Annotated in this window: 9 protein-coding genes; 5 read left to right on the forward strand and 4 right to left on the reverse strand. The window is 45.6% G+C overall.

Features of this window, described 5'->3' with window-relative positions; translation table 11 throughout:
• Positions 1-14: 14 nt before the first annotated feature.
• Complete coding sequence (locus KIO97_RS23270; RefSeq protein WP_285384063.1) at positions 15-437, reverse strand: hypothetical protein; 423 nt, start codon at positions 435-437, stop codon at positions 15-17.
• A 175-nt stretch (positions 438-612) separates the two neighbouring features.
• Positions 613-1,485 carry a TraB/GumN family protein gene (locus tag KIO97_RS23275; protein WP_285384064.1) on the reverse strand — a complete coding sequence of 291 codons (873 nt, stop codon included), beginning with the start codon at positions 1,483-1,485 and terminating at the stop codon, positions 613-615.
• A 457-nt stretch (positions 1,486-1,942) separates the two neighbouring features.
• Between KIO97_RS23275 and KIO97_RS23280 the strand changes: the two genes are divergently transcribed.
• Together KIO97_RS23280 and KIO97_RS23285 are read left to right on the forward strand one after the other, a co-directional pair.
• The gene (locus KIO97_RS23280; protein WP_285384065.1) at positions 1,943-4,594 is read left to right on the forward strand and encodes a beta-N-acetylhexosaminidase; all 2,652 of its coding nucleotides are present in this window, start codon (positions 1,943-1,945) and stop codon (positions 4,592-4,594) included.
• A 452-nt stretch (positions 4,595-5,046) separates the two neighbouring features.
• Positions 5,047-5,739 (forward strand): oligogalacturonate-specific porin KdgM family protein, encoded by a 693-nt coding sequence (locus tag KIO97_RS23285; RefSeq protein ID WP_285384066.1) that lies wholly within the window; start codon positions 5,047-5,049, stop codon positions 5,737-5,739.
• 66 nt (positions 5,740-5,805) lie between these two features.
• Here the strand turns inward: KIO97_RS23285 and KIO97_RS23290 are convergent, their stop codons facing one another.
• Both KIO97_RS23290 and KIO97_RS23295 read right to left on the reverse strand, forming a co-directional pair.
• Positions 5,806-6,255, reverse strand: coding sequence for a DUF411 domain-containing protein (locus tag KIO97_RS23290; protein WP_005425611.1), 450 nt, complete (start codon positions 6,253-6,255; stop codon positions 5,806-5,808).
• 24 nt (positions 6,256-6,279) lie between these two features.
• Positions 6,280-8,976: a copper-translocating P-type ATPase gene (locus KIO97_RS23295; RefSeq protein ID WP_285384067.1), complete on the reverse strand. Its 2,697-nt coding sequence runs from the start codon at positions 8,974-8,976 to the stop codon at positions 6,280-6,282.
• A 473-nt stretch (positions 8,977-9,449) separates the two neighbouring features.
• Between KIO97_RS23295 and chiP the strand changes: the two genes are divergently transcribed.
• The 3 genes from chiP to gltX all read left to right on the forward strand — a co-directional run bounded on the left by chiP (position 9,450) and on the right by gltX (position 12,974).
• On the forward strand, positions 9,450-10,571 hold the full coding sequence (gene chiP / locus KIO97_RS23300; RefSeq protein WP_005425622.1) for a chitoporin: 1,122 nt from the start codon (positions 9,450-9,452) through the stop codon (positions 10,569-10,571).
• 123 nt (positions 10,572-10,694) lie between these two features.
• Complete coding sequence (locus KIO97_RS23305) at positions 10,695-11,291, forward strand: DUF2057 domain-containing protein (RefSeq protein WP_005425603.1); 597 nt, start codon at positions 10,695-10,697, stop codon at positions 11,289-11,291.
• Positions 11,292-11,546: 255 nt separating this feature from the next.
• Positions 11,547-12,974 (forward strand): glutamate--tRNA ligase, encoded by a 1,428-nt coding sequence (gltX, locus tag KIO97_RS23310; RefSeq protein WP_005425642.1) that lies wholly within the window; start codon positions 11,547-11,549, stop codon positions 12,972-12,974.
• The last annotated feature ends 7 nt before the right edge of the window (positions 12,975-12,981 follow it).

Below are 12,981 nucleotides of genomic sequence, written 5' to 3' on the forward strand. Positions count from 1 at the left end.
AATCCCGAATCCCGTTACTTCACATCACAACTAATGTCTTTAATCGGCGTTTCGGATGTTGTGAAACACACGTAAGCGGTTTGCGGATTGTTTGGGCCGATGCGGATATAGCCTGCTTCTAATTCATCTTCGTCAAAAGTCACCGAGTGGGATTGTCCCGTTTTGCCATCAAAGTAGCTGGCTTCAAAGTTTTGGGTCAACAGATGAGCAACACGGTTACGAGTGTGAGCCGTTGTAAAAGTGATGTTCGCACATCGCATCATTGGCTTTTGGGTAACTAAAAATTGGCCGCTTTCTTTGTCGAATACGCCACCTTTAGTTTCTGGGGCAATATCGATAGGCTCGAAGCTTTCAACTGTACAAGAAGGTTTAGCATTCGCTAACGAAGGTAAAAGTAGTGCACTGGCTAGGCATAATAATGTGGCTTTGAACTTCATAAAGGCTTTTATCAGATTTGAGATTGTCTACAGAATGAATCGATAGTATCGGATAGATTGCTGGATTTGTCAGCGAAGCGTAAGTGTAGACTTAACGGTGAGGGGGCGGTGTAAGAGGATGTAAGTGCCCCGGTAGTCAGGGCACAGATGTCGGCAGGGTATGTGGTAGTGATGATTAGATATCGCAGTCGGCTTTGTGTGTATTGCCGAGAGGCTCAACAGTAAAGCCACGTTCTTCGAGCAGATCAATGAGGTTGTCTTTGCCGACTAAATGCAAGCTGCCGACAACAATTGTGTATTGGCCTGACTTCTTCGGTAGCATGCTGCCAGAATCTAATTTTTCCGCCCAATCTCGGTTACGGTCGTACAAGAAAGCTTGATTGAACTCATCACTTGATTGTTCACTCATGGATGCTTCTTCTAATGTGCTGCCGTCACCGCTCTTCCAGCTGTCGATTAAGCACTGTACCAGTTTGTCGCCACCGTCATATTCTTCAATAGAAGAGAGCAGAAACTCTTTACCGCCATCTTTTTGTCCTGCGATTAAATTCAACTGAAATTGCACACTTTCCAACGGCAATACAGGCACTTTTTGTTTATCGGCCAGATTAATCAAGTGCATGTCGACGCCTTGGTCGGATGCATAACCTAGCTTGTTCACTAACATTAGCTGAATGGTTAAAGCCGCTGACCATGGCGGCGCATTGAGCAGCTGTGCTTCTTGTAGACCTAGGTCATTCGCAATCTCCGCAAGATGTTTACGCTGCGTTCTATCTAAAACATCTTTGGCAAGCAGTGAGGTTTTTGGGTACGTCACGCCTTCTGTATTTCGAACGTCGGCTTCGATGATTAAGCCATCACTGTTTTTGAGGAACTGAGTGACAGCTTTGGGTAACGGGTACATGGTTTTGTCACCCACATGAACGGAACCAATAATCATGTATTCCATATCGCCTTTCTTTGCGAGCCAATGCTGCGGCTCGGCTTGAACTGAATAAGAAGTGAAAAAGACGATCAGAGATGACATCACGGACAAGAGTCGAAACATATTTTGCTCCTCGAATTCAATATGCATCTTATCTATAACACGGTTCGGCAAAATCGTCATTTCTAAAAATATTGACGAGTTTTGACGGTGAAGAAATGAGAGTTAATTCACGAAAGTGTTTCAATTGAGTTTGTTGTTAATGGTTCGCTTAATAACCAATAGTGATCAAAATCCTATAAACCAGCTTAAACCCACCAATATTCGTGACAGTGATCGCAACAAACTCGTCAAAAAAAGTTGTTCGTTTTTGACGTTTTAACTAAATCATTGAAATTAATGTGTTTATATTTTTCAGTGTCTAGCCGAATTTGAGCTGGATCACTTCTTAGTTCCATTAATTTTACGCTTAGAAATAACTGCTTGTATGTTGAATGCAACTGTTAAGCGCCTCGCATTTAGGTGCTCACCATTTTTGATAAATGTCGTTTTGAACCACTGACTTTTTGGGGAAAGTAAGATGTTGAAACATAGTCTGATTGCTGCTTCTGTTATTGCTACATTGGCAGGCTGCTCTTCACTGCAGAACTCTGAGCAACAAGTTGTAAACTCATTGGCTGACAACCTTGATATTCAATATGAAGTACTAACAAACCACGGTGCTAACGAAGGTCTTGCATGTCAAGACATGGGCGCAGAGTGGGCGTCTTGTAACAAGGTAAACATGACGCTAGTTAACCAAGGTGAAGCGGTTGACTCTAAAGATTGGGCTATTTACTTCCACAGCATTCGTCTGATTCTGGATGTAGACAACGAGCAATTCAAAATTTCTCGCGTAACGGGAGACCTACACAAACTAGAACCGACCGATAAGTTTGATGGTTTTGCTGCGGGTGAAGAAGTTGTGCTTCCTCTTGTTGCTGAATACTGGCAGCTATTTGAAACTGACTTCATGCCAGGCGCTTTCGTTGCTGCACCAAATGCAGAGCCTAAGATGATCGCTTCTCTTAACACAGAAGACGTTGCATCTTTCGTAACTGGCCTTGAGGGTAACAACCTAAAACGTACGCCAGATGACAACAACGTATTTGCAAACGCTGTGTCTCGTTTCGAGAAGAACGAAGACCTAGCAAAACAAGATGTATCAACCACGTTACTACCAACGCCACTGTCTGTTGAAGCAGGTAAAGGCACAGTAGATATCGCGGCGGGTATTGCGCTGCCTAAAGACGCATTCGATGCGACTCAATACGCAGCAATTCAAGATCGTGCAGAAGTGGTAGGTGTGGATGTTCGTGGTGATCTTCCTGTAAGTATCACTGTTGTTCCTGCAGACTTCACCGGTGAATTAGCAAAATCTGGTGCTTACGAGATGAGCATCAAAGGCGACGGTATTGTGATTAAAGCGTTTGACCAAGCAGGTGCTTTCTACGCAGTACAATCTATCTTTGGCCTGGTAGATAGCCAAAATGCTGATTCTCTACCACAACTGTCTATTAAAGACGCGCCTCGTTTTGATTACCGTGGTGTGATGGTGGATGTGGCTCGTAACTTCCACTCTAAAGACGCGATTCTTGCAACGTTAGACCAAATGGCAGCGTACAAGATGAACAAACTACACCTTCACCTAACGGACGATGAAGGCTGGCGTTTAGAAATCCCGGGTCTGCCTGAGCTGACAGAAGTGGGTGCTAACCGTTGTTTCGATACACAAGAGAAAAGCTGTTTACTGCCTCAGCTTGGCTCTGGTCCAACGACAGACAACTTTGGCTCTGGCTACTTCAGCAAAGCAGATTACGTGGAAATCTTGAAATACGCGAAAGCACGTAACATTGAAGTGATTCCAGAAATCGATATGCCAGCGCACGCTCGTGCAGCGGTAGTATCAATGGAAGCGCGTTACGACCGTCTAATGGAAGAAGGTAAAGAAGCAGAAGCGAACGAATACCGCCTGATGGATCCTAAAGATACATCGAACGTAACGACGGTTCAGTTCTACAACAAGCAAAGCTTCATCAACCCATGTATGGAATCTTCAACTCGCTTTGTTGATAAAGTGATTTCAGAAGTCGCAGCAATGCACCAAGAAGCGGGCGCACCGCTAACAACATGGCACTTTGGTGGTGACGAAGCGAAGAACATTAAGTTAGGCGCTGGTTTCCAAGATGTGAACGCTGAAGACAAAGTAAGCTGGAAAGGTACGATTGACCTGTCTAAACAAGACAAGCCATTCGCACAGTCTCCACAATGTCAGACGCTAATTGCAGACGGTACGGTAAGCGACTTTGCTCATCTACCAAGCCACTTCGCAGAAGAAGTGTCGAAGATTGTGGCCGAGAAAGGCATTCCAAACTTCCAAGCTTGGCAAGATGGCCTTAAGTACAGTGAAGGTGAGAAAGCATTCGCAACAGAAAACACACGTGTTAACTTCTGGGACGTTCTTTACTGGGGTGGCACATCATCAGTGTACGAGTGGTCTAAGAAAGGTTACGACGTGATCGTTTCTAACCCAGACTACGTTTACATGGACATGCCATACGAAGTGGATCCGAAAGAGCGTGGTTACTACTGGGCAACGCGTGCAACAGATACTCGTAAGATGTTTGGCTTTGCACCAGAGAACATGCCTCAGAACGCAGAAACGTCTCTAGATCGCGATGGCAACGGCTTTACTGGTAAAGGTGAAATCGAAGCGAAACCTTTCTACGGTCTATCAGCACAGCTTTGGTCTGAGACAGTACGTAACGATGAGCAATACGAGTACATGGTATTCCCTCGCGTACTGGCAGCGGCTGAGCGTGCATGGCACCGTGCTGATTGGGAAAACGACTACAAAGTGGGTGTTGAATACTCGCAAAACTCTAACCTAGTAGACAAAGCTGCGCTAAACCAAGACTACAACCGCTTTGCGAACGTACTTGGTCAACGTGAACTGGCTAAGCTAGAGAAATCGGGCATCGACTACCGCCTACCTGTACCTGGTGCGAAAGTAGAAAATGGCAAGCTAGCAATGAACGTTCAGTTCCCTGGTGTGAAGCTTCAATACTCTCTAGACGGCAAAAACTGGCTAACTTACGCAGACAATGCTCGTCCAAATGTGAAAGGTGAAGTGTTTATCCGCTCTGTATCTGCGACAGGCGAGAAAACAAGCCGTGTGACTAGCGTGAAGTAATTCTGCTAATCATTCACTAAAATCATTGTTCCTTACTCAAAGCCCTCAACGTATGTTGGGGGCTTTGTTTATTTTTCTACGGAAAATAAGCGTGATCAATGTCTAATTATTTTTCAAAGATAATTAAGTTGGGTATTTAGAAAGAGAACCATTGTGTGATCTCGATAGTTATTTTGTGCCTAATTGGAGAGGTTAATAAGTTTGATGTCACACTTTATTTTTTTGGTGAATTTTTAGGTTTTATATCAAGGTGCTGTATTTAATAAACTTTTTTGGTTTTCAGAAATGTTGATTTGAATTGGATCACTGTTTTAAACGATTTATTTTTCAATGCGAATTAAATTGCGCAGTATTGCTGTCGCCAGGGAGGCACATCCCAATGTTTGCGATGAAGGGCAAGTGATAGCCGGACAACTCATCGCATAACGTGAACAAATAAAGGCAGCAATATTATGAAAAACGTTTTTGCACTAAGTGCACTTTCTCTTGTTTTCGCATCAAGCGCTTTCGCAGGCTCATCTTACGTAACGGGTAACATCCAATTCCACGATGATGGCCGAATCCATGGTTCGGACATGACATCAACGCTAGAAGCTGGCCACACTTTTGATAACCAATTCGGCGGCTTCACGGTTTACACTGAGTTTGACGGCATTCAACTAGGCAAACTAGAAACAGAAAATGGTGGCGCAGGTAACACTACTCCAGCTATCACTGTAGGTGGTGAGCAAGCATTCAACATCACTGATCACCTATGGGTCGCAGCAGGCTACCAACACCTATTCTCTGCGGGTGAGAGCATCCAATACCGTCCTTTAGTTAAAATCGGCTATAACTTCGATAACGGTATCTCTCTAAGCAACCGTACTCGTGCACACATTGATGCAACAGACGCAGATGCGAAAACAGACTACCGCATGGATAACCGCATTGGTTACGCGATGAACGAAGACGTGACTTTCAGCTACAACAACGTTTACATGATTGAAGCAGAAACGATGGACCACGAGCTACGCGCAACATGGACTCGTCAAGGTGTACAACCTTACTTTGAGTTCCGTAGCCAAGCTCATGGTGCAGAAAATACAGCAGGTGATAGCCTAGTAAACAATGCGTTCGTGTTCGGCGCGTCTTACGGCTTCTAATTAAAAAGTTTGTCTTAACTGTCCATTAAGAAAAAGCCCAGCGGTTTGTCTCGCTGGGCTTTGTTTTTACTGGTCGTTACCTTTGTGGTAGCGGTATTCGTATACCTGACCTTTGTCGTTGTAGGCGTAAACAGCGTAGCTGTCTTTCTTATCACCGTACTCCATGCCCGGTGAGCCCATTGGCATACCCGGTACGGTCAGGCCTTTTGCGTTGCGAGGTGGGTTTTCCAAAAACGCTTTAATATCGTCGGCAGGAATATGACCTTCAAACACGTAGCCATCGATCTCTGCGGTGTGGCAAGAGTATAGCTGTTCGTTTTTCAGACCTAAGTCGCTTTTGATCGCATTCATATCATCATGCAGCTTTTCTTCCACGGTAAAGCCGTTCTCTTCCATGTGTTTTGTCCATTCACCGCAACAGCCACAGTATGGTGATTTGTGGTTGATGACATCAGCAGCTAATACGTTCGCTGATGTGGCAGCAAGCATTGTAAAGGTTAATAGTTTCAACTTCATAAGATCCTCGAGAAGAAGTGTCGCTTACTTAATGGTAAACAGTCGTAGTCGATTTGCATTACTGACGACCGTGATTGAAGACAGTGCCATCGCTGCGCCAGCAACAACAGGACTGAGCAAAAATCCGAACGCGGGGTAAAGTACGCCAGCGGCGATAGGAATACCCAGCGAGTTATAAATAAAGGCGCCGAACAAGTTTTGTTTCATGTTCTTAAGTGTAGCGCGAGAGAGTTCAATTGCGTGTACAACCGCCATTGGTGATGTATTGAGAATGGTCATTTGTGAGCTTTCGATCGCCACATCACTGCCGCTTCCCATTGCGACACCAAGATCTGCCAGCGCAAGGGCTGGGGCGTCATTAATGCCATCACCGATCATCGCCACCTTACTACCTTGAGATTGCAGCAGTTTAATGTGCTGTGCTTTCTCATCGGGCATCACTTGAGCGATGACTTCATCAATGCCGAGCTCTTTGCCAATGGCATTGGCAACGTGTTGGTTGTCACCCGTGAGCATGACGGTTTTTATGCCCTGTGATTTTAATGTAGACACCGCTTGTTTGGCATCAGATTTAATCGGATCAGCGATGGCAATTAAACCAATCAGTTCATTGTTAAGCGCCACAGCCACAGGTGTCCATGCGTTGTTTGCACAATCTTCAATCGCTTGCCCCATTGGGCTGGTATCAATCTGCTCGTTTTGCATAAATTGCAATGAGCCAATGAATAGTGGTTGTGTTTGGTAAGTCGCAGTAATGCCGCGGCCACGGATATTCTCGAATGAGTCCAATTCCACACTGTCGGTATTGTGTTGCTTAGCGTAATCGCACACGGCTTTAGCGAGCGGGTGCTCAGATTGACGTTCAGCTGCGTAAGCCAAAGCTAATAAGTGCTCTGAGCTGGTGGCATGAGTAAACACTTGCTGCACACTTGGTTTGCCTTGCGTCAGCGTGCCAGTTTTATCGAATACCACGGTGTCGACTTTGCTCGCCAATTGCAGTGCGTCAGCGTCTTTGATTAAAATGCCAAGCTCCGCGGCTTTACCGACACCAACGGTGACCGACAGTGGCGTTGCTAACCCCAGCGCACAAGGGCAAGCGATGATCAGCACGGTGGTCGTTACGACAAGCATGTAGCTGGCTTTAGGTTCTGGACCTACCGCAAACCAAACCAAAGCGGCAAGGATGGCAATGCCCACAACAACAGGGACAAACACCGATGAAATTTGGTCTGCTAATTTGGCTATGGCGGGCTTACTGCTTTGCGCCGTGCGTACCATGCGAATGATTCGAGCCAGCATAGTGTTCGCGCCGATGCCTGTTGCTTCAATGACTAATCCACCATCGGTATTTAATGTACCAGCAGACACTTGCGCATCTTGCGCCTTTAATACTGGTACGGGTTCACCGGTCAGCATCGACTCATCAATGTATGATTCACCCTGAATCACAACGCCATCAACTGGCACTTTCTCTCCCGGTTTGATGCGCAGTTTCATGCCTAACGTGATTTGCTCAACCGTAATCTGTTGATCACCTTGTTCTGTAATCACAGTCGCTTGCTGAGGTTGCAGGTTAATCAGAGCCTGCAGTGAGCGTGTGGTGTTTGCTTTGGCTTTTGCCTCTATATAGTGACCAAGAGAAATTAAGCCGATGATCATTGCGCTCGCTTCAAAGTACACATGGCGTGAAGCAAGAGGGAACCAGTCTGGAAAAATCACCACAAGCATCGAATAGAACCATGCTGCACCAGTGCCTAAAGCCACTAAAGTGTCCATAGTTGCACGTTTGTGAGTGGCCGCTAACCATGCGTTAGTAAAGAAGTGCTTACCCGCTGTCGCAAGCAATAGAAGACATAGAATGCCTATCGCTCCCCAAGCCAGTTGATCATTGGCATTGCGAATCATCATGTTGCCGCCAAATACACCCCAAAGCATCAGCGGCGCACCGACAACTAAGCCAGCAATGGCATCCAGCTTGAAGCGTTTTTGCTGGGCGAGTTGTTGAGCCGCTTGTTTTTCTTGTTGGGTTGCTGCGTCTTGCAGGATCTCTGCTTGGTAACCGGCTTGTTTTACGGATTGAACGATCGCTTGGTGAAGGGCTTCTGTATCTTGAGTGGCGAACACCAATGCACTTTGCTCAGCAAGGTTTACTTGCGCTTTCTCAATGCCTTCTACGTTAGTAAGTGCTTTCTCTACTGAAGAGACGCAACTCGCGCACGTCATGCCTTGAATCAGCATTTGCAATTGAATACTCGCTGGTGGCACCTGCGCATCTTTAATATTGCTCTGCTTTTCTGCCTGTTCAGTCTCTGGTGAGCTTTCTTCTTCTACTTCAATAGAGTCAAGGCTAGCGGTATAGCCGAGAGTTGCCACAAGATCGATCACTTGCTGCTCTGAGAGTAGGGTCGTGATATCGAGTTGGGTTGTCGACGCTTGAAACGCAATGACCTCTTGATTCGCTTCCAATAAAGAAGAGAGTTTCTTCACGCAGCCGCCGCAGCTCAATCCAGCTAGATGGAACTGAAATTGATGACCAGCGTGATAACCCAAGGACTCAATGGATTCAACAATAGAAGAAAGAGGGGACTCGGTTTTCACCTCAACCATGGTTGGGGACAAATTGATGATCTCAACACTGTGATTAGCATGTAAAGCTTTCTCAACTTTTCTCGCACAGCCCATGCAGTTAAGTCCCGACATAGGTACAACGAACTGATACATAATTTGTCCTCAATAATACTAATGTTGAGAGCATAAACCTTCCTGCAAGGGGAAGGTCAAGTTTTTCGACGCGAAACAAATTCGTCAAAATCTCCGTTATTGCGCTGACTTTATGCAGTTATTGTTGCGAGTTATCTCAAAGTTTTTTCTCTCTGAATATAAAGTTCCGTTAAAACACCTAAAACATGAGTGAATTCGATCACGACTTTTGAGCTTTTTATATAAAAATGGCGTGACTTGGAATGGTTTTGACGTTTTTATATTTTTATTTCATGTCTTAAGTTCTTGTATTTTTAGGTTTTATATTGTTTTTGATCTTCTCATTTTGAAGTTGCTCAGATTGCCGTGGGGAAAGTTTTTTACTGCGAAAAAAGTTTGTCATATTTGCTCCGTCCAAACACAGATTCAAGTTCCTGCAATGTCCTAGTTAGCGAATTTGAAAATGGAAAAAACTAAAAATATAGGGGTTAAAAATGTCTTACCTAAAGAAAAGCCTACTTGCTACTGCAATCACAGGCATGATGTTCAGTGGTTCAGCTTTTGCTGATGGTGCAAACAGTGATGCAGCGAAAGAGTACCTAACTAAAGACTCTTTCTCTTACGAAGTTTACGGCATTATCGCGATGCAGGCCGCGTACCGCGATTACGATTCTGGTAGCAAAGCAACTGACGACGATTTGGGCGGCATGCAGCTAAACAACGAATCTCGTATCGGCTTCCGTGGTAAAAAGCAATTCGCTAACTTTGAACCAACGTTCATTTGGCAAATCGAAGGTGGCTACGTAGACCCAAGCTTCGGTGGTGAAGGTGCAGGTCTTGGTGAGCGTGACACATTCGTAGGTTTTGAAAGCGCTTCTTGGGGTCAAGTTCGTCTAGGTCGCGTACTTACTCCAATGTACGAGTTGGTTGACTGGCCAGCATCTAACCCAGGTTTAGGCGATGTTTACGACTGGGGTGGTGCAATCGGTGGTGCTAAGTACCAAGACCGTCAATCAAACACTGTCCGTTGGGACTCTCCAATGTTTGCTGACAAATTCTCTCTAGATATCGCAGCGGGTGCAGGTGACGAAGCTGGTCTAGGTGCTGGTGACGATTACTGGGGCGGCATTGCGGCTCACTACAAGTTAGGTCCACTACAATTGGATGCTGCTTACGAGGGTAACCGTAACATCGAATCTGAAGGTCAAACTTGGGAAAACAACACGTACCTAGTAGGTGTTCAAGGTTGGTTTGAAAACGGTATCTCTTTCTTCGCTCAATACAAATACATGGAAGCTGATGCAAGCAACGGTGTAAGCGAGAAACAAGATGCAATGTCTGCGGGTCTGATGTACACAACAGGCGATTGGCAGTACAAACTAGGTTACGCAGCTAACTTTGACCTAGAACGTGACGGTAAGACAATCGACAACACTGCGGATGATGTACTATCTGCACAGATCATGTACTTCGTAGACCCATCTGCAGTACTTTACGCTCGTGCTCGTACGCTAGACTTCGGTGACGGTGCATCTCAAGTAGGTGACCCATCAGAATACCGTTGGAAGTCTGCTGACTACGATGAGTTCTCTGTAGGTGTTGAATACTACTTCTAATTCAGAAGCAGCTAAAAGGGCGGAAACGCCCTTTTTGTATTGATACTTATTCATATAAGCCATTGAAATGACCGGCCTGTTAGTTTCAGTGGCTTATCTAAATTGGTATAAGACGAGAAAACCATGATGAAAAAAACAACCACACTATTAGGATTTTGCGCACTACTTTCTGCGCCTGCATTTGCTGCTCAACTGACTCTGCAAGCGGAATTGGTTCCTCGCGTTATCAACGGTGAGTTCGTCTACCCGGAGTGGATCTCTGACAACAACAGCATCAAAGTTGAAGATGGTGCAAACCAACTGGCTGTGAATGTGGGCCAAATAGTGTTTGAAGATGGTAAGCGTCGTAAGTTCGATTCGCAGCCGCTTTTATTAGAGTTTGATGCACCGAAAGATGCGGAGCTAACGCTGACTTACAACAAGTTCCGTACCATTGAAGAAGCAAATGCTTTTGAAATGGACCCAAAACTGACGCTAAAAGACGCAAACGGTAAAGACGTTGAGTTCTCGATGGTTCAACTGCGCAAAGGTGGCCTACAAGGTTTCCGCGATTACGAGCGTGAAGTGGCCGATTACAATAAGGCTATGAACAAGGAATCAACCAAGGCAAGTATCGCTGCTTCTCCAGCGGTAACCAAAACGTTGAAAGAATCGTTCCATGATTTAAGCCGTGAAGAGCAGCAAGAGTTCATGCAGTGGGCGATGCGTAACCTGAAGTAATTCGGTTATCTTCCTCTATATACTCTTTCTCTTACTATAGCGGTTGTGCACAGTTATAACCGCTCTTTAGCGATAACCTTCGTCTAGTATAAATAACAGGGCAGCGCCGCTTCGGTGACTGCCCTGTTTGTATTTCTGGCGTTAAACCACACGGAAGGATTGTAGTATTGACTTACGATGGTAAAATGTCGCCACTTTTATCCTTGACATTACAACGAGAGCCCTCTCGTTGCTCATTATCCCTAAGGAACTCAAATGACGGTTAAAACTCGTTTTGCTCCTAGCCCAACTGGCTACCTACACGTTGGTGGTGCTCGTACTGCACTTTACTCTTGGCTATACGCTAAAAACCAAGGTGGTGAATTCGTTCTACGTATCGAAGATACTGACCTTGAGCGTAACTCTCAGGAAGCGGTTGATGCGATCCTAGAAGGTATGGAATGGCTAGGTCTTGAGTGGAATGAAGGTCCTTACTTCCAAACTCAACGTTTTGATCGTTACAACGAGATGGTTGATAAGCTTCTAGAAGAAGACAAAGCATACAAATGTTACGCATCTAAAGAGCTGCTAGACGAAGTTCGTGCAGAGCAAGAAGCAAATAAAGAAATGCCTCGTTACGATGCTAACCATCCAAAGATCAAAGCGGCAAACGAAGCGGCAAAAGATGGCGATCCATGTGTTATCCGTTTCCGTAACCCGAAAGAAGGCAGCGTAGTATTTGATGACCAAATCCGTGGCCGTATCGAAATCAGCAACACACAAATGGATGACTTGATCATCCGTCGTACTGACGGTTCTCCAACGTACAACTTCTGTGTAGTGGTTGACGACTGGGATATGGGTATTACTCACGTTGTTCGTGGTGAAGACCACATCAACAACACACCTCGTCAGATCAACATCTACGAAGCACTAGGTGCGCCAGTACCAACATTCGCACACTGTGCAATGATCCTAGGTGATGACGGTGCGAAACTGTCTAAGCGTCACGGCGCTGTATCAGTAATGCAATACCGTGATATGGGCTACCTACCAGCTGCACTAAACAACTACCTAGTGCGTCTTGGTTGGTCTCATGGTGACCAAGAGATCTTCACTCAAGAAGAGATGATCAACCTATTTAGCCTAAACGCAGTTTCTAAGTCTGCATCAGCATTCAACACTGACAAACTGCAATGGTTGAACAACCACTACATTAAGAACTCAGATCCAGCGTACGTTGCAGAGCACCTACAATGGCACCTAGATCAACAAAAACTAGACGTAACAAACGGCCCAGCTATCACTGAAGTGATCAAGCTAGTGGGTGAGCGTTGCAACACGCTAGTTGAGCTAGCTGAGCAAATCCGTTACTTCTACGAAGACTTCGCTGAGTTTGAAGCGGGCGCGGCGAAGAAACACCTACGCGGCGTGGCTAAAGAGCCTCTAGAGCTTGCTCTAGCGAAAGCAGAAGCACTGACTGATTGGACGACAGCGAACATCAAAGATGGCGTTATCGCAGCTGTATGTGAAGAGCTAGAGATCGGCATGGGCAAAATCGGTATGCCACTACGTGTAGCAGTAACAGGTGGCGGTCAGTCTCCTTCTGTAGATGCAGTAATGGAACTGATTGGCAAAGAGCGTTGTGTTGCACGCATCAAGATGGCTCTTGAGTTCATCGCCGAGCGTGAAGCAAACGCATAATTGCTTG

This window comes from Vibrio sp. B181a (assembly GCF_030248375.1).
GTDB classification, from domain to species: domain Bacteria; phylum Pseudomonadota; class Gammaproteobacteria; order Enterobacterales; family Vibrionaceae; genus Vibrio; species Vibrio campbellii.